The organism is Pseudonocardia sp. KRD291, assembly GCF_019263595.1.
Lineage (GTDB): Bacteria > Actinomycetota > Actinomycetes > Mycobacteriales > Pseudonocardiaceae > Pseudonocardia.
The window spans coordinates 32,262-52,798 of the sequence record NZ_JADQDD010000009.1; the positions used below are offsets into that span (position 1 = coordinate 32,262).

Sequence of the window (20,537 nt, forward strand, 5' to 3'; positions counted from 1 at the left end):
GTGTCGATGCGCCCGGGGCCGGGGTGGGTGTGACGGGCGACCGTTGTCGGCGAGAGGGTGGGCACGAGATCATGATGCGTACCCGGGGACGTCCAGGGCTTCGGCTCGGAGACCGATCTCGTGGGCCGACGGCTCGTCCTTCCGGCCGAGGTCGTACCGCCGCCGGCCGGTGTCGGTGCCGATCGCCTCGTGCACGGGTGCTCCGCCCTGCCGGAGGCCGGCCTACGCGCTCATCCGGTCGTCAGGACGTGACCGTGATCGGTCGTCGGCGGTAACTCCGGCGGGCCGGAGGTGGAACACTCGGGGAGGGATTGGCGTCCACCTCTGACATGGCACAGGGAGACTGCGATCGGCATGGTGACCCTGACAGCGCAGGAAGAGGTGACCGCGTCCCCGAGCGTCGTCTTCGGGCTGTTCGGCGCCGGCACCGGCGCCGGGTGGATCTTCGATGCCCATTGCGACGACGTCGTCCCGGGCGCACCGGTCACTCTCCGAGTGCCGCTCGAACGATCCGACGGACGCGTCGAGCTCCTCGGTCGCATCGGATGTGTGGAGCAGAACAGACTGATCGAGATCGTCCACACGCAACCGTGGCAAGGACGAACAGTTCTCCGTTTCTCCGGCATCGGACCGAACCGCACACAGGTCCGTCTGCAGGCAGAACTCGACGACCAGGGCCTGGCCTGGTTGATGCGCCGCCGTGGCCATCCGGTCGCCATCGAGCGCTCAGGAAACCCACGCCTCGGCCTACTGACATCAAAATCGGGGCCGGGCAACCTGTTCGCAATGGCGTCGGACCACATGGCGACGCTGGCACTCGAGGAGGTCAACGCCGAGGGAGGTCTGCGGGGGCGGCCGGTCGAGCTTCAGGTCGGCGACGACCGGACTGATCCGGAAGAGGGAGCTGCTGAAGCGCGTCGGCTGATGGCAGAGGGCTGCCGGACGATCCTCGTCGCGACCACTTCGGCCACCTACGTAGCGGTGTCGCAACGCTTGGCCGACGACGAGGTCCTCCTCGTCCAGACCGTGATGAACGAGGGTGGCGACTCCGGCAGGCTGCGAGTTCAGCTGGGGGAGCGGCACGTCGACCAGATCCGCGGCGCCGCAGGACCCATGATGCGGGCAGCAGGCGGGCGGCGCTGGTTCCTGGCAGGGAACGACTACTGCTGGCCGCGCAGCACGAACGCCGTAGCCCGCGACGTTCTTCCGCCGGTCGGTGGGCAGATCGTGGGGGAGCGGTTGGCCTCGCTCGGTACGACCGACTTCGCATCGCTGATCGAGGCGATCGACCGCTCGAAGGCGGACATCACCCTGTCCACGTTCGTCGGCGCGGACGCGGCGGCCTTCCAGCGCCAACTCCACGAGTACGGACTGCACGATCGCTGCCTGACACTGGCGCCGGCGATGGATGAGTCGACGATCGCTCGAATCGGCGCTGCGGGTACCGCCGGCCTGCACACCGTCTCGGGCTACATCGAGTCCCTGGACAACGTCGGCAACACGGGGTTGCTCGAACGCTACCGCGAGCGGTTCGGCCGGTGGGCCCCGCCGTTGTCGACGCTGAGCGAGTCGGTGTTCGAGGCTGTCCACATCTGGTGGACGGCTGCGAGGCGGGCTCGCACGGACGAGCCGGCCGCCGTCGCGGCGGCCATGCACAACGGCAACTTCGAGCTACCACGTGGCACGGTCAGGCTCGACGGAGACGGCGACGTCCATCAGCAGCTCTACGTGGCCGAAGCGGTGGGCACGGATCTTCGTATGGTCGCCCGGTGCTAGGTGCCGAGCACCGCCGGTGACACCGCGACCGGCTCACGCCGTGGTCGGTGGTGGTCGGCGTTGCGCGGGGTGGCGAGCACCTCGCTGGTGCGGTCCTCGAGCGCGACCGGGTCGGACAGCGCGCCGTTGGAGGCGAGCACGGTCTCCAGCGCGTTGAGCCAGTGCTCGTAGTAGTTCCACGGCTCGCCGCCGGAGCCGTCCTCCCACTGCCGGATCGAATCGATCAGCGAGAGCTGGAACTCGCTCCACCCGTAGTGGCCCTCGTGGTACGCGGCGACGGCCATCGCGAACGCGCGCAGCTCCCACGGCTCGTCGAAGCCCTTGTCCGCCTGCGGCATGTCGCAGAGCAGCGTCTGCACCCGACGACGCGCGTCCCCGAGCTCGGTGCCGTCCTGCCGGTAGCCGGTCCGGCCCTGTCCCACCTCGGTGGCGTCGAGGTCCTCGTAGGGTTCCCCGTCGGCGAACGGGAGGTGCCCGTGGCCGTGCCCGTGGTCGGCCGCCATCAGGGCTGCTCCGGGTCGCCGACGCCGATCATCGACTCGCGGGTGACCAGCGCGGCGAGCTGCTCTTCGGACCAGCCGTCGGTGCCGGCCGGGCGCTGCGGCAGCACCCAGTAGCGCATCTCCGAGCTGGTGTCCCAGACGCGGATCTCGACCGAGTCCGGCACGTCGAGGCCGAACTCGTCGCGCAGCACCGTGCGCGGCTCGCGCACCATCCGTGCGCGGTAGGCGGGCTCCTTGTACCAGTTCGGCGGCAGGCCCAGGACCGGCCACGGGTAGCAGGAGCACAGCGTGCAGACGATGGCGTGGCGGACCTGGTCGGTGTTCTCGACGGCGACCATGTCCTCACCCTGCAGGCCGCTGATCCCGAGCTCGGCGCAGGCGGTGGAGGCGTTGTCCAGCAGGCGCTCCCTGAACTGCGGGTCGGTCCAGGCATTGGCGACGACCTTCGCGCCGAGCTGGGGGCCGACCTCGTTCTCGTAGATCTCGGCGAACCGGTCCACCGCGGCGGTGGTCATCAGGCCCTTCTCGATCATCAGGGACTCGATCGCCTTCACCCGCGCGGCGATCTGCGCCTGATGGTCGGCGGCCGGAACACTCTGCGCCGTGTTCGGTGCATTCATGATGTGCGTTTCCTTCGTTCGTGGTCAGGAAGCGGCCGGGACGATGTAGGGCTCCCAGACGTCGAAGGTGCTCGTCCCGTTCGGTTCGGCCGCCTCGGCGCCCCAGAGGTCCTCGGCCGTGAACTGCACGGTGTAGACGTGCTCGGACGTCTCGTCGAGGCTGTTGCCGGCCGTGTCCGGGTAGACCATCTCGCCGTGCGCCATGACGATGACGCCGGTCTTGCCGCGCACGTAGCCCGCCTTGCGGGTGTGCCCGCGCGGCGCGTCGGAGACGACGGTGACCCGGTCGCCCACCGAGAACGTCGCCGCCTTGCCGGTGTCGCGGGAGGCGGGCGCCCCGGCCGGGACGACGGCCTCGATGAACGCGACCAGCTCGCCGTCCGGGTCCTTGTCCTCGGGCAGCGGAGCGTCCGGGTTCTCCAGGTAGTACCGCGTGCGCTCATCGACCTCCGCGAGATCCCAGTGACCGGTGCGGATGCCGTGGTGCTGGACCGAGTGCAGCCAGTGCTCGTAGTAGGGCGAGGTCAGGTACTCGACCGGGTCCATCTGCTCCATGCCGTAGCGGAACGCGTCGACGCCGAACATGCCGGCGCGGAACGCCATCGGGAACAGCGTGTGGGCGTGCTTCTCCCACTCCGCCTTCCAGACCGGCTCCTCCGGCGGGGGTGCCACGGCCCCGAGGCCGTCTCGCCCGCCGAGATCGTGGATGCCGTTCACGCGTGTCCTCCCGATGTGGACGCGGCGAGGGCCGGCGGTGCGGGGAACCCACCGACCGCCTGCTCGTAGGCGTGCGCCGCGCGGAGCACGGTCGCGTCGTCGAACTGCCGCCCGACCAGCATCAGTCCGGCCGGAAGCCCGTTGACCAGGTCGGCCGGGACCGAACAGGCCGGGTGGCCGGTGACGTTGAAGGGGGCCGTGTTCCCGATCATCGACAGGGCCGTCGGCAGATAGGTTTCCAGTGGCGCGTCGTAACCGACGATCTCCTGCGCCGTGAACGGCAGGGTCGGCATGACGAGGATGTCGTACGCGGAGAGCGCGTCGTCGTAGGCCTTGCGCAGCTCGAAGGCCAGGTTGCGGGCCATCGCGTAGTACTTGCCGCCGCCGAGCTGGAACGTGTACGTGCCGGACAGCCCGACCAGCTTGACCGTCTTGGACAGCTCGGCGCCGCGGGTGATCCGCTGGGCCGCGTAGTGCGCGATCAGCTCCGGGTCGTAGAGACCCTGCGAGTTCATGCCGTAGCCGTTTCCCGCGATCATCTGGAACGCGGCGCCCTCGGTGGCGATCACGTTCCAGAGTGCCATGGCGTCGGTGTGCCACGGGATCGAGACGTCGTCGACGGTGGCACCGGCTCCGCGAAGCGCGTCGATCGCGGCGCGCACCGACTGGTCCACGCCGGCCTCGCTCTCCGGACGCCCGAACCCCTCGGCCACGACGCCGACGCGCAGTCCTTCGGCTCCTCGACCGAGCGCAGTCGCGTAACCCACCGGTTCGATCGAGGTGGGCTGACGCGGGTCCTGGCCGTCCACGCCGGCGAGTACCTCGAGCATCGTCGCGGCGTCGGCGACGGTGCGGGTCATCGGTCCGAGGTGGTCGATCGTCTGCTCGATCGGGAACGCGCCGGTGTAGGGAACCAGGCCGTGCGTGGGCTTGTGCCCGACGCCGCCGGAGAACGACGCCGGGATCCGCACCGATCCGCCCTGGTCGCCACCGAGCGCGAGATCGACGGCACCGGTCACGACGAGCGCGACGCTGCCGCTCGACGAGCCACCGGAGTTGCGCGTCGGGTCCCACGGGTTGCGCACCGGCGCCGGCCGCGACGTGAAGCTGCCGCCGGAGAAGCACAGGTCCTCGCACACGGACTTACCGGCGATCGTCGCACCCGCTTCGAGCAGCCGGGTGACCACGGTGGCGTCGCGGCGCGGGACGAAACCCTCGACCGTGGCGGAGCCGTTGGCCATCGGTACGCCCGCGACACTGACGTTGTCCTTGATCACCACGGTCTTACCGGCCAGCGGACCGTCGGCGGCGCCGGAGATCGACGTCGTCACCGCCCAGGCGCCGAGCGGGTTGTCCACGGGCGCTGACCATGGCCTGTCCGGGGTGGCCGGAGCAGTCGCCTCGTACAGCTCCTCGACGCGTTCCGAGGCGGCCAGCGTCCCGGCGACCGCGGGCCCGTACTCCTCGATCTCGGTGGGCGTGAGCCCGAAACGGAAACTCTCGTTCAGCGCCGTCAGGCGCGCCGAGTCTGGGGGAGGGATCGCCACGGGCACTCCTCGGACTAGCTGGGCGGACAGGAGTGAAAGCTAGAAGGCCCGGTCGGTCATGTCAATGCGCCGTGACGCGTTGTCACGAGATCGTCTGCGGAACCCGGTCGAGCCGGCTCAGTCTCGCGGCAGCCTGCCGTCCGCCCGAAGGCACGTCCGGACGGCGGGCCGGTTCGGCTATCCGGTCTTCGCGACGTGTCCCTCGCCCCGCGTCTCGACCGCGGACCGCGCCTCGTCCAACGACTCGCGGAACAGTCCGTGCAGCAGGCGTATGACGTCGGCCGCCGCACCGGAGGGGTCGATCGCGTAGAAGCGGAATCGGCCGGCTCTGCGCTCGGTCACGAGACCGGCGATCCGCAGTACCCGCAGGTGGGTGGACACGGCGGTGCGCCCGACGGTGTGGATCTGCTCGGCGAGCGCTCCCGCGCTGAGCTCATCGTGCTCGGCGAGCACGCTGAGGATCTCACGGCGCACGGGATCGGCGAGGGCGTCGAACGCCAGGTCGGCGCCGAAGCTCGTGCCCGACCTGTCACGCCCTGCCGACATAAGCCCACGATAGCCCAACCGGGCCCTATCGGTGAGGTGACCCGGCACCCCCCACGTGGGTCGGCGTGGCTCGAACGCACCGGGCGCTCGGCGGCGGCTCGGGCGGGCCTGCGGTACCGGCGCGACGGCGACCGTGGCCCGCGGAGCCGGCGCTCACGGCGGGGAAACCTGGTCGGGTGCGAGCCCGAGGGCCGCCTGAGGGCGGAGGGTTCGGCGCAGGTCCAGAAGGTCCTGCAGCTCGGCCGCGGTGCGCGGCACGGCGTCCGAACCCGCCTCGCGCAGCAGGCTGCGGACCCCCGGCCCCCACGCCGGACCGAGCCGCGAGGCCGCCAGCAGGTCGGCGTCCGCGAGCACGTCCTCGGCGGCCGCGAGGTGCACCCGCCCGGCACCGACGACGGCGACCTCGTCGGCCCAGCGGTAGGCGAGATCGACGTCGTGGGTGGAGAGCACGATCGTCGTGCCCGCGTCGTGCAGCACGGCGACCGTCTCCATCAGGGCCTCGACGCCCGCGGGGTCGAGGCCGGCGGTCGGCTCGTCGAGCACCAGCAGCCGCGGCCGCATCGCCACCGCCCCGGCGATCGCGACGCGCTTGCGTTGCCCGAACGACAACAGGTGGGTGGGTTTCGCGGCCAGGTCGGTGATCTCGAGTGCGGCCAGCGCGGCGGACACCCGCTCGCGCACCTGCTGGGCGTCGAGTCCCAGGTTGAGCGGACCGAACGACACGTCCTGGGTGACGTCCGCGGCGAACAGCTGGTCGTCGGGGTCCTGCAGGACGAGCTGCACCTGTTCGCGCAGGCGGGCCAGGCCCCGGCGGCTGCGCCGCAGCGGGTGTCCGTCCAGGAGGACCTCGCCGGCCGTCGGCTCGACCAGCCCGACGAGCAGGCGGAACAGCGTGGTCTTACCGCCGCCGTTCGGGCCGAGCACCGCGATCCGGCGACCGGCGTGCACGGCGATGTCGGCGCCGTCGAGCACCGGGTGCCCACGCTCGTAGGCGAAGCCGAGCCCGCGTGCCTGCAGGACCGGGACCCCGCTCACAGCACGCTCCTCAGCTCGAGCACCACCGCGGTCACCGCGACCAGCAGGGCGGCCGTCGCCGCGACGAACGGCCGTGACACCGGACGGGACACGACCTGCACCCGCAACTGCCCGTCGTAACCCCGCGACGCCAGCCCCTGCTCGAGACGACGCGCCCGGTCGAACGCCCGCAGGAACACCGACGCGCCCTGCCCGGCCAGGGACCGGTACGTCGTGCGCCAGGTGCGGAACCCGAGGCGCAACGCCTGTGCCTCCCGCACCACCCGCAGCGACTCCAGCAGCAGGAACAGCAACCGGTAGATCAGGCTCGCGATCTCGATGACGGCCGCCGGGACACCCACCCGCTGCAGCCGCGGCAGCAACTCGGCCAGCGGCGTGGTCGCCGCGAACAGCAGCAGGCACAGCAGGGCCGCGACCGCCCGCGCGGTCAGCTCGGCGGCCGGGACCAGTCCGCCCGGGTTCCAGGCCGGCCACGGCGTCCCGCCGACCGTCACCAGCAACGGGGCGGCGCCGACGAGCACGAACCCGAGCGGCACCCGGGCCGCCCGCCACACCACGCGCCCGGCGACGCCGGCCGGTCCGAGCAGCAGCCCCAGCGCGACCGGCGCGCAGACCGCCGCGCCCGGCCACGGGGGCAGGGCGACGGCGAGCACGAGCAGGCCGAGCGAGAGGAACGCCTTCTCCCCGGGATGGCGCGCGCGCCAGCGGTTCGTGTACGCGGCGACGTCCAGCGGCAGCATCTGTCTCGATCAGTCGTCGGCGGTCTCGGGCCCGACGCCGTCCGCGCTCCGACCGGCCTCCGCAGGGCGGTCGGCGCCCAGGCGCCGCTTCGTGCGCACCACGCCGAAGTAGTAGCCGACCACGCCGGCGCCGAGCGCGGCCTGCAGGGCGAACAGGCCGGACTCGATCTCCCCGGACGGGGGCTCGTAGAGCGGTGCGAACCACGGCTCGTAGTCCGGGTGCGACTCGGTGATCGCCTCCTCGGCCTGCCCGTCCGAGCCGGCGAACTCGCCGTCGACGAACACCACCGGGAACGCCACGAGGACCACGACGGCCACCAGGAGCAGCCAGTTCAGCAGCGTCGAACGCGTCATGCCGTGACCTCCGTCGGCTCGGACGGGCGCTTGAGCAGCCCCAGACGTTCCAGCTCGGCCGGGCTGACCCGCACCAGCAACCGCACCACGAGCACGGTCAGCAGCCCTTCGCTGACCGCCAGCGGGATCTGGGTCACCGCGAAGATCGACCCGAACTTCAGCACCGAGCCGAGCACGCCGGACGTCGCGTCCGGGAACGCGAGCGCCAGCTGCGCGCTGGTCACGCAGTACGTCGCCAGGTCGCCGAGCGCGGCGGCGAAGAACACCCCGAGCCCGAGCCCGCCGCCGACCGAGCGGACCAGCCGGTAGACCCCGTACGCGACCCACGGCCCGACGACCGCCATCGAGAACGCGTTCGCCCCGAGCGTGGTGAGCCCGCCGTGGGCCAGCAACGTGGCCTGGAAGAACAGGACGATCGTGCCCAGCAGGGCCATCACGGGTGGTCGGAACAGGACGGCCCCGAGACCGGTCCCGGTCGGGTGCGAGCACGACCCGGTGACCGACGGGATCTTCAGGGCGGACAGCACGAACGTGAACGCGCCCGCCGCACCGAGCAGCAGCTTGGACTCCGGGTTGTCCCGGACCTGCCGCACGACCGCCCGCGCCCCGTGCACGACGAACGGGGCCGCCACGACCGTCCAGGCCGCCGCGTGAAGCGGCGGAAGATAGCCCTCCGCGATGTGCACGAACCCTCCACCGGTCGATGACAGCCGCCGAAGCATAGGTTCGACCGAGCTGAATACTCAACACATGAACTGCTCATCAGGTGGTGACGTGGTGAAGCCCGTCGGCCGCGTCGCCGGCGCGAATCGGCTCAGCCGACGACGACGGGCAGGTCGGCGTCGGCGGTCCACTCCGAGAGCGAGCCGTCGTAGACGGCGACCTCGGTGCCGGTCACGAGGTAGGCGGCGAAGGCGGGCAGGGTGGCCGCGATCCCGCCGCCGCAGTAGGTGACGGCGCGCTCGGTGTCTGTGAGCCCGGACCCGCGGAGATTGTCCGCGAGTGCGTCCCGGTCCAGGAACCGCCCGGTCGTCCGATCGACGCTGTCGCCGGTCTCGACGGTGAGCCCGGCCTCCCGCCAGGCCTGCAGCCCGCCGTCGAGCACGGAGACCCGGTCGTGGCCGAAGACCCGCAGCAACCACCAGACACGGGTCGCCCACGCCGCGAACCGCGCGCCGGGGAGGTGCTCGGCGAGGAACTCGTCACGGTGCGGGTGGACGGTGTAGGGGACCCCGTCGGACGTGGTGCTCAGGTGGGTTGACGCATCGAGGACCACGACGTCGTCTTTCAGAGCGGCCAGGTCGTCGGCGGAGAGCAGCGACGGTATGGAGGGCACGGCGCGGATGCTAAACCGCCGAGATCAGTCTCGACCCGCGCTCGTGGGGTCATCGTTGGTGTCCGAGGGGGGACTTGAACCCCCACGCCCGTTAAAGGGCACTAGCACCTCAAGCTAGCGCGTCTGCCATTCCGCCACTCGGACATCCACGGCGCATCGTGCCGCCGTGGATCACAGCGTACCGGAGGCCCGTCGGGGGGTTGACGACCGGTGGCACCCGAGGGGCCGGTGGTAGGAAGACGGGCATGACGGCCACGCACGACGACCCCAGCTCCGCCGAGGCCGAGGTCGTCGACCTCTGCTCCGAACTGATCCGCATCGACACCACCAACACCGCCGACCCGGAGACCCTGGCCGGCGAGGCCGAGGCCGCCGAGTACGTGGCGGGCAAGCTGCGCGAGGTCGGCTACGAGGTCGAGGTGCTCGAGTCCGGGGCGCCCAAGCGGATGAACGTCATCGCCCGGCTGGAGGGCTCCGACCGCTCGCGCGGCGCGCTGCTGCTGCACGGGCACCTCGACGTCGTCCCGGCCGACCCGTCCGAGTGGTCGGTGCACCCGTTCTCCGGCGCAGTGCAGGACGGCTACGTGTGGGGCCGCGGCGCGATCGACATGAAGGACATGGACGCGATGATGCTGGCGGTCGCCCGCCGCTTCAAGCGCGAGGGCGTGGTGCCCCCGCGCGACATCGTGTTCGCCTTCGTCGCCGACGAGGAGGCAGGCGGGAAGTTCGGCGCGCAGTGGCTCGTCGAGCACCGCCCGGACCTGTTCGAGGGGTGCACCGAGGCGGTCGGCGAGGTCGGTGGGTTCTCCCTGACCTACGGCGAGGACCAGCGCGTCTACCTGATCGAGTCGGCCGAGAAGGGCATGGCCTGGATGCGGCTGCACGCGCGTGGCAAGCCCGGGCACGGCTCGTTCCTGCACGACGAGAACGCCGTCACCCGCGTCGCCGAGGCGGTAGCGCGGCTGGGCAACCACACGTTCCCGCTGGTCGTGACGGACACGGTGGCGGCGTTCGTCGAGCGGATGCGCGAGCTCACCGGGCAGGACTTCCCGTCCGACGACCTGGAGGGCGCGCTGGCCAAGCTCGGCCCGATAGCCCGGATGGTCGGCGCGACGGCCCGCGACACCGCGAACCCCACCATGCTCCACGCCGGATACAAGGCCAACGTCATCCCGTCCACGGCCGAGGCGGTGATCGACTGCCGGGTGCTGCCCGGCCGGCGCGAGGCGTTCCTGCGCGAGGTCGACGAGCTGCTCGGCCCGGACGTGACGCGGGAGTGGGTGATGGACCTGCCGGCGGTGGAGACCCCGTTCGAGGGCGCCCTGACCGAGGCGATGCAGGCCGCGCTGCGTACCGAGGACCCGACCGCGGAGATCGTCCCGTACATGCTCTCCGGCGGCACCGACGCGAAGTCCTTCGCGAGCCTGGGCATGAACTGCTACGGCTTCGCGCCACTGCGCCTGCCCCCGGACCTGGACTTCTCGAGCCTGTTCCACGGCATCGACGAGCGGGTCCCGGTCAGCTCCCTGACTTTCGGAACCAGAGTCCTGGACCGGTTCCTGCGCACCTCCTGACCCGGGCACGGGGAGACGGACCGGGGCCTCTGGTGACAAGGTGGGGGCATGGATCTTTCGGGGAAGGTCGCGCTGGTCACCGGCGGAGCGTCCGGGATCGGCGCGGCGGCGGTGGAACGGCTCGTCGCGGCCGGCGCGCAGGTCGCGGTCGCGGACCGCGACGCAGACGGTGCCGCGGCGGTGGCCGGCAGGCACGGCGGCCTGGCGCTGCCCGGTGACGTCACCGACCCGGCCGCGATGCCGGCCGCGGTGGCCGCGACCGAGGAGCGGTTCGGGCGCCTGGACGTGGTGCTGCTCAACGCCGGGGTCACCTCCGGGCAGTCCGGCATCACCGACCTCGACGTCGAGGCCTACCGGCGGATCGTGGGCGTCAACCTCGACCACGTCGTGTTCGGCCTGAACGCGGCCGTGCCGGCGCTGCGCCGGGCCGGCGGCGGGCACGTCGTCGCGACGGCGTCGCTGGCCGGTCTCGTCGCGCTGCCCGGCGACGCGCTCTACACCGCGACCAAGCATGCCGTCGTCGGCTACGTCCGGGCCGCGGCACCGACCCTGGCGCCGGAGGGGATCCGGGTGAACGCGGTGTGCCCCGGGTTCGCCGACACCCCGCTGATCGCCAACGCGAAGCCGCAGTTCGGCGAGTTCCCGCTGCTGACCGCGGACGACGTGGCCGGCGCCGTGGCCGACATCATCGAGCGCGCAGAGCCGGGGGAGTGCTGGTTCGTCCAGCCCGGCCGCGAGCCCGCGCCGTACGGGTTCCGCGGCGTGCCGGGACCCAAGAATGCCGCGAAGCCGCCCGAGGTCACCTGGGCCGACCACTAGAAACCTCTTGACCTCGAGTGCGGTTCAGCTCGCATCCTCGACGGCATGGCTGAGCTGAACCACACCATCGTCCATTCCCACGACAAGCGGGCCGGCGCTACGTACCTGGCCGAGATCCTCGATCTGAAGGCGCCGGCCGAGTTCGGGCCGTTCCTGGCGGTCGAGGTCGCCAACGGCGTCACCCTCGACTACGCCCAGTTCGGCGGCGACGTCGCGGCCCAGCACTACGCGTTCCTGGTCACCGACGACGAGTTCGACGCCGCGTTCGCCCGGATCGTCGCCCACGGCCAGACCTACTGGGCCGGGCCCGGTCACCAGGGTGAGAACGAGATCAACACCAATGACGGCGGGCGCGGGGTCTACTTCGACGACCCGTCCGGGCACGTGATGGAGATCCTCACGGTGCCCTACGGCGGCTGACCGCCCGCCCCGCCTGCCAGCAGGGACCCGGGAGCCTAGAAGGACAGCTCCGGCTGCAGCGGGTGCGTGCGCCTGCGCCGTAGCACGACCTTGCGCACGTTGCCCGGGTAGAGCCGCACCCGCGAGAGCTCCCAGCCGGAGAACTCGGCCTGGACGGCCAGACGGACGGCGGCGGTGAGACGGGAGACGTCCCCGTCGATCCGCACCGGGCGGTACTCCCACCGGTCGTCGGTCCAGCCCTCGCCGTCCCGCCTCCCGGCCGAGGGATTCCCCTCGCCTGCGTCCTCCGGCTCTGCTCCGCTCACGGCGCCTCCTGGTCGTACGGGTGGTGCTCGCTCCGGTGGCACTCGGGTGAACACCGGGTGTCGAGGTCCACCATAGGTGCGCGGCCGGTCCCCGGCCAGGCACCGGCGGGCACACCCGGTTCCGCTGAACCGTCCCCGGGACGCCACCGCGTCGGTAGTCTCCCCGGCCATGACCGGTGCGGTGCCGCGGATCGCCAACACCCATCTCCAGTCGTCGGTGGACGACGTCATCATGCGAGTCGACCGGGACTCGGTCCTCGGCGCGCGGAAGGTGCTGTTGGAGGAGGCGGAGGAGCTGCACCGGGCGATGACGGACGCCACTCGCTATCAGCCGACGATGCCCGCGCCGGGCCGGATGGGTGCCCCGGGGCAAGGGGTATGGGTCGGCCGGTGCAGCGACGATCCGATCTCGGCCCCGGCGCAGATCTCGTTCAATCACAAGATCGCAGCCGCACTGGAACCCTGCTGGCGGTACATCGAGGACCTGCGCCTGGCCGGAGCGCAGCTGGCCGAGGTCGCCGAGCGCTACGGACACACCGAGCAGGAGATCGAGGATCACTTCAGGTCTGTCACCCGATGATGTTGCTCCGGGCGCTTGTGACCTCGTGTGTGTTGGTCTCGATGCTGTTGCTCTCCTCCTGCGGAGATCTGCAGGGACGTGGTGACGGAGCGCCGTCAGAGCGAGGCTTCCCCCCGCGGCCGTCGGACCTGGCGATCGCGAACGTGGATCCGTGCGAATCTCTCGACGACAAGCAGATCGCGGAGCTCGATGTGACGGCTCCCCGGCCGAACGCGAGCACGCCTGGTGCGCCTGCTTGTGACTTCCTCGCCGCCGATCTCCGGTTCTGGGGGATTCGCGTCACCTCGGGTGTTCCCGCCAACGCCTACCTCCCGGGGGACCCCGGCTATCAGGGCGATCAGCTCGGGTACGTCGGACCCAGAATGACGACCGTGGACGGCTTCGGCGCCGTCGAGTTCGTGAACGGAGTGACTGCATCCAGTTCCGACTGTGTGCTCGCCGTCGACGCTGCTCCGAACGTGACGTTGCTGATCGACTACCTCGACACGTCGAGCAGGGCGACTCTGGACCGCTCCGTCGGTAGCCGCGCCGAAGGGTGCGCCCAGGCGTCCCGGGTGGCGGCGATGGTCATCGAGACGGCTCGGGCCCGCGTAGGGGCTTGACCCCACCCTCGACCGGCCCCACCGCGGTGGGCGTCACGAAATGGCTCGTAGGACCGCCAGAACGTGACGCTCGTTCGGCCGCACGCCCCGGGGTGGGGTCGGGCGTCACGAAATGGCTGGTAGAGGCGCTAGAAACGTGACGCTCGCCGCCCGGATCGGGCTCGACGGGCCGATCGTTGCGGCACGGCGGCACGGCGGCACGGCGGCACGGCGGCACGGCGGCACGGCCGGGGAGGACGTACCGCTCAGACGGGCTCGCTGACGTCGTCGAGGGCGGTACGGATCTCGGCCGGGAGCACCAGCCGCTCGGCAGCCATCGACGCGCGCAGCTGCGCCGCGTCCCGGGCCCCCACGACGGCGGCGGCCACCCCGGGGCGGTCCCGCACCCAGGCCAGGGCCACCGACAGCGGTGAGGTCCCCAGGCCGTCCGCGGCGGTGAGCACGGCCTGCACGATCCGCGTCGAGCGCTCGGTGCGCCGGGCCTCCACGTACCCGGCCAGTACGGCCGATGCGGCGCGGGAGTCGGCGGGCGTGCCGTCGGTGTACTTCCCGGTCAGCACGCCGCGCCCGAGCGGCGCCCAGGCGATGAGGCCCAGCCCGTGGTGCTCGGCGGCCGGGAGCAGCTCGATCTCCGGGCGCCGCGCCAGCAGCGAGTACTCGACCTGCGCCGAGACCGGCCGGGCGACGTTGCCCAGCGGTGTCGACCGTTCGACGACGGTGGCGAGCTGCCAGCCGCGCGGCGCGACCAGCCCGGCGTAGCGGACCCGCCCGGAGTAGACGGCGATCTGGACCGCGGACAGCGTCTCCTCCAGCGGTACCCGGGTGTCCCACCCGGGGATCTGCCACAGGTCGAGGTGGTCGGTGCCCAGCCGGCGCAGGGTCGCGTCCAGGCAGCTCAGCAGCGTGGCCCGGGAGGCGTGCTCACCGAGCGGCCCGGGCGGCGGGGAACCACGCCCGGCGACGACCAGGTCGTCGCGGCGCACCACGTCGCCGAGCAGGCCGCCCAACACCTGCTGCGCGGTGCCGCCGCCGTAGTCGTCTGCGGTCTCGACGAGCGTGCCGCCCTCCTCGACGAACGCGCGCAGCTGCTCACCGGCCGCCTCGACGTCGGTGTCGTCCCCCCAGGTCATGGTGCCGAGGCCGATGCGGGACACCTGGAGCCCGCTGGCGCCGACCGGTCTGCGTTGCACGGGGCGGAGCGTAGGCATCCCGGTCCCGCTCGCGCCGGTCGGACGCGCCGGTGCGGCGACGGCGGACCGCCGGCGGGCGGCGGAGGTGCGGGCTGGTGCGCCGAGCGGAGCGGCCACGGACCGCGCATCCGCCCACCGGTACCGTGACCGCCCGTGATCGACCGCCGCCCCGACGCCCGCAGCGTCCAGCCCCGAACGGGCCGCCGATGAGCTGGCTCGAGGTGATCGTCCTCGGGCTCCTGCAGGGGCTCACGGAGTTCCTGCCGATCTCGTCGTCGGCGCACCTGCGGATCGCCTCCGGGGCGTTCTTCGGCAACGACCCGGGAGCCGCGTTCACCGCCGTCTCCCAGATCGGCACCGAGGCCGCCGTGATCGTCTACTTCGCGCGCGACATCTGGCGGTTGGTCGTCGCCTGGTTCCGGGGCCTGGCGAACCGGGACGCCCGCGACGACCCGGACTACCGGATGGCCTGGCTGGTGATCATCGGCTCGGTGCCGATCGCCGTGCTGGGTGTGCTGTTCAAGGACCAGGTCGAGACGGTCGCGCGGAACCTCTGGCTGGTCGCGACCACACTGATCGTGTTCGGCGTGCTGCTCGGCCTGGCCGAGCGGTTCGGGCGCCAGGAGCGGGAGATCTCGCAGATCACCCTCAAGGACGGCATCCTGCTCGGGCTGGCGCAGGCGATGGCGCTGATCCCCGGCGTGTCCCGTTCCGGCGGGACGATCACGGCCGGTCTCGCGCTGGGCCTGACCCGCCCGGCGATCGTGCGCTACTCGTTCCTGCTGGCCATCCCGTCGGTGTTCGGCGCCGGGATCTTCCAGCTCCCCGACATCGCCGCGGGCGACGGGCCGAGCGCGGTGCAGATGGTGGTCGCGGTCGTGATCGCGTTCGTCGTCGGCTACGCGGTGATCGCCTGGTTGCTCAGGTTCGTCGAGAACAACACCGTGTACGTGTTCGTGGCCTACCGGATCGCGCTCGGTGTCGCGCTACTCGCCGCGCTGGCGATCGGAGCCGTCGCGGCAACATGACGCCCGCGCCGAGGCGACCTGACCGCCTCCGCGGACCCGCCGACCACCCGGCACGTAGGCTCGGCGGCCGTGACCACGCTGATCCTGCTCCGGCACGGACGCTCGACGGCGAACGTCTCCGGCGTCCTCGCCGGACGCACCCCCGGTGTCGAGCTCGACGAGCGGGGACGCGAACAGGCCGACAAGGTCGTCGAGCGCCTCGCCACGCTGCCGATCTCCGCGGTCGTCACCTCGCCGATGACCCGCTGCCGCCAGACCGTGGCCCCGCTGGCCGCGGCGCGGGAGCTGGAACCGGTCGTCGAGGACGACCTGGCCGAGGTCGACTACGGCTCCTGGACCGGCCGGGCGATCAAGGACCTCGTCTCCGAGCCGCTGTGGAAGGTCGTGCAGGGGCACCCCTCGGCGGCGGTGTTCCCCGAGGGCGAGGGACTGGCCGGGATGCAGGCCCGCGCCGTCGCGGCGGTCCGCCGCCAGGCCAAGCGGATCGCGGACGAGCACGGCGAGAACGCGATCTGGGTCGCCTGCAGCCACGGCGACGTCATCAAGGCCGTCCTGGCCGACGCGCTGGCCACCCACCTGGACAACTTCCAGCGGATCATGGTCGACACCTGCTCGGTCAGCGTCGTGCTCTACACCGAGCTGCGCCCGTTCGTGGCCCGCGTCAACGAGCAGTCCGGTGACGTGGCGAGCCTGATCCCGCCGGAGCCCAAGGCCGACGAGGCCACGGACGACGCGGACACGGCCGCCGACGGCGGGGCGGCGGCGCCCTCGGCCTCGGACGCCGTCATCGGGGGCTCCACGAACGCGTGACCCCGGCGTGATCCTGCTCGCACGGTCGCGGGGGAAGGCGCTGGTCCCGGGACCGCCACCGACCGCGGGGATGCCGCCGGACCGGGCGTGAACTATCGTGGAGTGGTCATGTCACGCGTCATCCACGTCTTCCGCCAGCCCGACCGTTTCGTGGCCGGGACCGTCGGCGAGCCCGGCGACCGCTCCTTCTACCTGCAGGCGATGGAGAGTTCCCGGACGATCAGCGTGCTGCTGGAGAAACAGCAGGTCTCGGTCCTGGCCGAGCGCATCACGGCGCTGCTCGGCGAGGTCGGCAAGCGCTTCGGCGACGACGTGGCCGCGGAACCCGCCACCGGTGGGTCGGACTCGGACCCGCTGACGGTGCCGCTGGAGGAGGAGTTCCGGGTCGGGACGATGGGCCTGGGCTGGGACGCGGACTCGAGCTCGATCGTCGTGGAGCTCCTGGCGGTGAGCGAGGAGGAGATCGACGAGTCGGTCGTCCTCGACGACACCGAGGAGGGTCCGGACGCGCTGCGGGTGTTCCTGTCGCCGTCGGCGGCCCGGGCGTTCGCCGACCGCGCGGAGAAGGTCGTCTCGGCCGGGCGCGCGCCCTGCCCGCTGTGCGCGGAGCCGCTGGACCCGGAGGGTCACGTGTGCGTGCGCCTCAACGGCTACCACGAGCGCAACCCCGTGACCGAGGCCGAATGACGCCGCTGCGCACGAGATCGCCGCGTTGAGCGTTCCCGACCTGCGTGACCCCGCCGTGCACACGGTGCTGGCGAAGGGGCGCATCGAGATCACCGGGCGCCTCGTCGACGCCTCGAACGCCACCCTGTTCGGCACCGTGAGCGCCGACGGCGTGGACATGCGCTGCGTCTACAAGCCGGTCCGCGGCGAGCGTCCGCTCTGGGACTTCCCGGACGGCACGCTGGCCGGGCGCGAGGTGGCCAGCTACCTGATCTCCGAAGCGTCCGGGCTGCAGGTGGTCCCGCCGACCCTGCTGCGCGACGGGCCGTTCGGACCGGGCATGGTCCAGGCGTGGGTCTCCGCCGGTGACGACACCGCGATCAGCGACCCGGACGACGACGACCTCGACGGTGACCTGGACGGCGAGACGATCACCCTCGCCGCGGCGTCGCTGGTCGAGCTGTGCGGGCCGGCCGACGTCCCGGACGGCTGGCTGCCCGTGCTGCGGGCCCGCGACGGCGCCGGGGACCCGGTCGTCCTGGTGCACGCCGACGACCCCCAGCTGCGCCGGATGGCGCTGTTCGACGTCGTGGTGAACAACGCCGACCGCAAGGGCGGGCACGTCCTGGTCGGTGGCGACGAGCGCGTCTACGGCGTGGACCACGGCCTGACCCTGCACACCGAGGACAAGCTCCGCACGGTCCTGTGGGGCTGGGTCGGCGACGAGCTGCGCGGCGAGCTGATCGAGCCGTTGAGGACCCTGCGTCGCAAGCTGGCCGGCGACTTCGGCGACGAGATCGGCGAGCACGTGACCCGCCGCGAGGTCGCTGCGCTGCGCTCCCGGGTGGACCGGCTGATCAACGAGCCCCGGTTCCCGGAGCCGAACGGGTACGGGCCCGCGATCCCGTGGCCGGCGTTCTGAGGTTCCAGCGTCCGAGGGTGCAGGGTCCGAGGTTGCAGGGCCCGACGTTCTAGGGTCGCGGGCGTGGATGCCCTGACACCGACCCGCGTCACCCTTCCCGACGTCACCCTCTCGGTCCTGGACGAGGGCTCCGGACCGGCGGTGCTCCTGCTGCACGGCTGGCCGGACCGGGCGCTGATGTGGGAGCACCAGATCCGCGCGCTGGCCGCGGCCGGGTACCGCGTGATCGCCCCCGACCTGCGCGGGTTCGGCGACAGCGACCGGCCCGAGGGCGTCGAGCAGTACACCCTGCGCCGCACCGCCGGCGACGTCCTCGCGCTCGCCGACGCACTCGGCGTCGAGGAGTTCGCGCTGGCCGGGCACGACTGGGGCGCCTCGCTCGGGTGGGCGGTCGCGACGTTCTCCGAGCGGGTCAGCCGCTACGCCGCATTCTCGGTCGGGCACCCCGGCGCGTTCCGGAGCGCGGGCCTGGAACAGAAGTCGCTGTCCTGGTACATGCTCTGGTTCCAGTTCCCGGGCGTCGCCGAGTCGGTCCTTCCGGCCGACGACTGGGCGTTGCTGCGCAGCTGGGCGCACCCGGGCGCGGCCCCCGACGACCCCGCCGCTGCGCGCCAGGTCGCCGACCTGTCGCGGCCGGGCGCGCTGACCGCGTCGCTGAACTGGTATCGCGCCAACATCGACCCGGCGACGTTCGTCGGCGTCGAGCCGCCGCCGTTGCCGCGGATCTCCCGCCCGGTGTTCGGGGTGTGGAGCAGCGCCGACATGGCCCTGACCGAGGAGCAGATGACCCGGTCGGCCGAGTTCGTCGACGGCCCGTTCACCTACCGGCGGGTCGACGACGTCGGGCACTGGATCCCGGTCGAGGCCCCCGAGCGCACCGCGGAGCTGCTCACCGAGTTCCTCGCCGCACCCGGACGGTGACGAACCGAACTCCGAACGGGTCGGCACCTGCTCGCGCATGCGCCCCCGCGCCGGGCCAGGATGGACGGTGGACGTGGGGGCGCCCGTCGAACCGGGTGGTCGTCCCTCGCGAGAGCACCGAGCACAGGGAGGAACGCGATGGCGGAGAAGAGCCGGATCGGCGTCACCGGGCTGGCGGTCATGGGGGCCAACCTGGCCCGCAACATGGCCCGCCGAGGGTTCCCGGTGGCCGTGCACAACCGCACCACCTCGAAGACGACCGAGTTCATGAAGGACTTCGGCGACGAGGGCCCGTTCACCGGCGCGGAGACGCTGCAGGAGTTCGTGGACGCCCTCGAGACGCCGCGCAAGATCGTCGTCATGGTCAAGGCCGGTAAGCCGGTGGACGCGGTGATCGACGAGCTCGCCCCGTTGCTCGACGCCGGCGACATCATCATCGACGCCGGCAACTCGCACTTCCCGGACACCGACCGCCGGACCGCGTACTGCGCCGAGCGCAACCTGCGCTTCATGGGGATCGGCGTCTCCGGCGGCGAGGAGGGCGCCCTGCTCGGGCCGAGCATCATGCCCGGCGGCGACACCGCGGCCTACTCCGAGGTCGAGGAGATCCTGACGGCGATCGCCGCGCAGGTCGACGGCACCCCGTGCTGCACGCACGTCGGGCCCGGCGGGGCCGGGCACTACGTGAAGATGGTGCACAACGGCATCGAGTACGCCGACATCCAGCTCATCGCCGAGGCCTACGACCTGCTCACGCACGTCGCGGGGCTCTCCGCGCCGGAGATCGGGAAGATCTTCGAGGAGTGGAACTCCGGTGACCTGGAGTCGTTCCTCTGCGAGATCACCGCCAAGGTGCTGGCCAAGACCGACGACACCACCGGCGGTCCGCTGGTCGACGTGATCGCCGATCAGGCCGAGCAGAAGGGCACCGGCCGCTGGACGGCGATGAACGCGCTCGAGCTGGGGGTGCCGCTGACCGGCATCACCGAGGCCGTGTTCGCCCGCACCCTGTCGTCACTGGCCGACGAGCGCAGGCACGCGTCGACGACGCTGGCCGGGCCGACCCCGGGCGGCGGCGCGAACCGCGACGACCTGGTCGAGGACATCCGCCAGGCGCTCTACGCGTCCAAGGTGGTCGCCTACGCGCAGGGCTTCGCGCAGATGCGGGCCGCCTCGTTGGAGAACGACTGGGACCTCGACCTGGGCTCGATGGCCACGATCTGGCGCGGCGGGTGCATCATCCGGGCACAGTTCCTCAACCGGATCCGCGACGCCTACGCCGAGCACCCGGACCTGGACAACCTGCTGATGGTCCCCTACTTCACCGAGGCCGTCGCGAACGCGCAGGACGCGTGGCGACGGGTGGTGACCACGGCGACCGAGCAGGGCGTCGCGATCCCGGCGTTCTCGAGCAGCCTGTCCTACTACGACGGCTACCGTCGCGAGCGCGGCCCGGCGAACCTGATCCAGGGCCTGCGCGACTACTTCGGCGCGCACACCTACCGCCGCACCGACACCGACGGAAC

24 protein-coding genes and 1 tRNA gene are annotated in these 20,537 nt (G+C 71.9%); 12 read left to right on the top strand and 13 right to left on the bottom strand.

Annotated features, from left to right (window positions below):
* Nucleotides 1–354: 354 nt before the first annotated feature.
* Nucleotides 355–1,776, top strand: coding sequence for a substrate-binding protein (locus tag I4I78_RS02915; protein WP_226378986.1), 1,422 nt, complete (start codon nucleotides 355–357; stop codon nucleotides 1,774–1,776).
* Here I4I78_RS02915 and I4I78_RS02920 read toward each other — a convergent pair.
* The 11 genes from I4I78_RS02920 to I4I78_RS02970 all read right to left on the bottom strand — a co-directional run bounded on the left by I4I78_RS02920 (nucleotide 1,773) and on the right by I4I78_RS02970 (nucleotide 9,318).
* Nucleotides 1,773–2,279, bottom strand: coding sequence for a nitrile hydratase accessory protein (locus tag I4I78_RS02920; protein WP_218609597.1), 507 nt, complete (start codon nucleotides 2,277–2,279; stop codon nucleotides 1,773–1,775). The genes I4I78_RS02915 and I4I78_RS02920 overlap by 4 nt on opposite strands.
* Complete coding sequence (gene nthA / locus I4I78_RS02925; RefSeq protein ID WP_218609598.1) at nucleotides 2,279–2,899, bottom strand: nitrile hydratase subunit alpha; 621 nt, start codon at nucleotides 2,897–2,899, stop codon at nucleotides 2,279–2,281. Before nthA ends, I4I78_RS02920 begins: the two co-directional genes overlap by 1 nt.
* A 24-nt stretch (nucleotides 2,900–2,923) precedes the next feature.
* On the bottom strand, nucleotides 2,924–3,616 hold the full coding sequence (nthB, locus tag I4I78_RS02930) for a nitrile hydratase subunit beta (protein ID WP_218609599.1): 693 nt from the start codon (nucleotides 3,614–3,616) through the stop codon (nucleotides 2,924–2,926).
* On the bottom strand, nucleotides 3,613–5,163 hold the full coding sequence (locus I4I78_RS02935) for an amidase (RefSeq protein ID WP_308251866.1): 1,551 nt from the start codon (nucleotides 5,161–5,163) through the stop codon (nucleotides 3,613–3,615). The genes nthB and I4I78_RS02935 overlap by 4 nt, the downstream gene beginning before the upstream one ends.
* Nucleotides 5,164–5,340: 177 nt before the next feature.
* Nucleotides 5,341–5,709, bottom strand: a complete 369-nt coding sequence (locus tag I4I78_RS02940; protein ID WP_218609601.1) for a helix-turn-helix transcriptional regulator — start codon at nucleotides 5,707–5,709, stop codon at nucleotides 5,341–5,343.
* Between the two features lie 153 nt (nucleotides 5,710–5,862).
* Nucleotides 5,863–6,744, bottom strand: coding sequence for an ABC transporter ATP-binding protein (locus tag I4I78_RS02945; RefSeq protein WP_308251867.1), 882 nt, complete (start codon nucleotides 6,742–6,744; stop codon nucleotides 5,863–5,865).
* The gene (gene cbiQ, locus I4I78_RS02950; protein ID WP_218609602.1) at nucleotides 6,741–7,484 is read right to left on the bottom strand and encodes a cobalt ECF transporter T component CbiQ; all 744 of its coding nucleotides are present in this window, start codon (nucleotides 7,482–7,484) and stop codon (nucleotides 6,741–6,743) included. Before cbiQ ends, I4I78_RS02945 begins: the two co-directional genes overlap by 4 nt.
* Nucleotides 7,485–7,493: 9 nt before the next feature.
* The gene (locus I4I78_RS02955) at nucleotides 7,494–7,838 is read right to left on the bottom strand and encodes an energy-coupling factor ABC transporter substrate-binding protein (RefSeq protein ID WP_218609603.1); all 345 of its coding nucleotides are present in this window, start codon (nucleotides 7,836–7,838) and stop codon (nucleotides 7,494–7,496) included.
* Nucleotides 7,835–8,524 carry an energy-coupling factor ABC transporter permease gene (locus I4I78_RS02960; protein ID WP_218609604.1) on the bottom strand — a complete coding sequence of 230 codons (690 nt, stop codon included), beginning with the start codon at nucleotides 8,522–8,524 and terminating at the stop codon, nucleotides 7,835–7,837. The genes I4I78_RS02955 and I4I78_RS02960 overlap by 4 nt, the downstream gene beginning before the upstream one ends.
* Before the next feature lie 128 nt (nucleotides 8,525–8,652).
* Nucleotides 8,653–9,174 carry a sulfurtransferase gene (locus tag I4I78_RS02965; protein ID WP_218609605.1) on the bottom strand — a complete coding sequence of 174 codons (522 nt, stop codon included), beginning with the start codon at nucleotides 9,172–9,174 and terminating at the stop codon, nucleotides 8,653–8,655.
* A 56-nt stretch (nucleotides 9,175–9,230) separates the two neighbouring features.
* Nucleotides 9,231–9,318: transfer RNA gene (locus I4I78_RS02970), tRNA-Leu, on the bottom strand.
* A gap of 101 nt (nucleotides 9,319–9,419) precedes the next feature.
* Here I4I78_RS02970 and I4I78_RS02975 point away from each other — a divergent pair.
* Genes I4I78_RS02975 through I4I78_RS02985 form a run of 3 tightly spaced genes read left to right on the top strand, consistent with a single transcriptional unit; the run spans nucleotide 9,420 to nucleotide 11,987 of the window.
* Entirely contained in the window at nucleotides 9,420–10,748 is a 1,329-nt protein-coding gene (locus tag I4I78_RS02975) for a M20/M25/M40 family metallo-hydrolase (protein WP_218609606.1), read from the top strand.
* 48 nt (nucleotides 10,749–10,796) lie between these two features.
* Nucleotides 10,797–11,567, top strand: coding sequence for an SDR family oxidoreductase (locus I4I78_RS02980; RefSeq protein WP_218609607.1), 771 nt, complete (start codon nucleotides 10,797–10,799; stop codon nucleotides 11,565–11,567).
* A 45-nt stretch (nucleotides 11,568–11,612) separates the two neighbouring features.
* Nucleotides 11,613–11,987, top strand: a complete 375-nt coding sequence (locus I4I78_RS02985) for a VOC family protein (protein WP_218609608.1) — start codon at nucleotides 11,613–11,615, stop codon at nucleotides 11,985–11,987.
* 35 nt (nucleotides 11,988–12,022) lie between these two features.
* On the opposite strand, the gene I4I78_RS02990 is transcribed toward I4I78_RS02985, so the two are convergent.
* Complete coding sequence (locus tag I4I78_RS02990; RefSeq protein WP_218609624.1) at nucleotides 12,023–12,292, bottom strand: DUF5703 family protein; 270 nt, start codon at nucleotides 12,290–12,292, stop codon at nucleotides 12,023–12,025.
* Nucleotides 12,293–12,461: 169 nt separating this feature from the next.
* Here I4I78_RS02990 and I4I78_RS02995 point away from each other — a divergent pair, with 169 nt between their 5' ends.
* A complete protein-coding gene (locus I4I78_RS02995; RefSeq protein WP_218609609.1) occupies nucleotides 12,462–12,872 on the top strand; it encodes a hypothetical protein in 411 nt (136 codons plus the stop codon).
* A gap of 41 nt (nucleotides 12,873–12,913) precedes the next feature.
* Complete coding sequence (locus tag I4I78_RS03000; protein ID WP_218609610.1) at nucleotides 12,914–13,474, top strand: DUF3558 family protein; 561 nt, start codon at nucleotides 12,914–12,916, stop codon at nucleotides 13,472–13,474.
* Between the two features lie 245 nt (nucleotides 13,475–13,719).
* On the opposite strand, the gene I4I78_RS03005 is transcribed toward I4I78_RS03000, so the two are convergent.
* Nucleotides 13,720–14,664 carry an aldo/keto reductase gene (locus I4I78_RS03005; RefSeq protein ID WP_218609611.1) on the bottom strand — a complete coding sequence of 315 codons (945 nt, stop codon included), beginning with the start codon at nucleotides 14,662–14,664 and terminating at the stop codon, nucleotides 13,720–13,722.
* 206 nt (nucleotides 14,665–14,870) lie between these two features.
* On the opposite strand from I4I78_RS03005, the gene I4I78_RS03010 reads away from it, so the two are divergent.
* From I4I78_RS03010 to gndA, 6 genes are all read left to right on the top strand, one after another.
* The gene (locus I4I78_RS03010; protein WP_218609612.1) at nucleotides 14,871–15,692 is read left to right on the top strand and encodes an undecaprenyl-diphosphate phosphatase; all 822 of its coding nucleotides are present in this window, start codon (nucleotides 14,871–14,873) and stop codon (nucleotides 15,690–15,692) included.
* 69 nt (nucleotides 15,693–15,761) lie between these two features.
* A complete protein-coding gene (locus I4I78_RS03015; RefSeq protein WP_218609613.1) occupies nucleotides 15,762–16,502 on the top strand; it encodes a histidine phosphatase family protein in 741 nt (246 codons plus the stop codon).
* Nucleotides 16,503–16,610: 108 nt separating this feature from the next.
* Nucleotides 16,611–17,189 carry a DUF3090 domain-containing protein gene (locus tag I4I78_RS03020; RefSeq protein ID WP_218609614.1) on the top strand — a complete coding sequence of 193 codons (579 nt, stop codon included), beginning with the start codon at nucleotides 16,611–16,613 and terminating at the stop codon, nucleotides 17,187–17,189.
* A gap of 25 nt (nucleotides 17,190–17,214) precedes the next feature.
* Nucleotides 17,215–18,090 (top strand): SCO1664 family protein, encoded by an 876-nt coding sequence (locus tag I4I78_RS03025; protein WP_226378989.1) that lies wholly within the window; start codon nucleotides 17,215–17,217, stop codon nucleotides 18,088–18,090.
* Nucleotides 18,091–18,153: 63 nt separating this feature from the next.
* On the top strand, nucleotides 18,154–19,011 hold the full coding sequence (locus I4I78_RS03030) for an alpha/beta fold hydrolase (protein ID WP_218609615.1): 858 nt from the start codon (nucleotides 18,154–18,156) through the stop codon (nucleotides 19,009–19,011).
* 138 nt (nucleotides 19,012–19,149) lie between these two features.
* Nucleotides 19,150–20,537 (top strand): NADP-dependent phosphogluconate dehydrogenase (gene gndA / locus I4I78_RS03035; protein ID WP_218609616.1); only part of this gene is annotated, 1,388 nt, incomplete at its 3' end.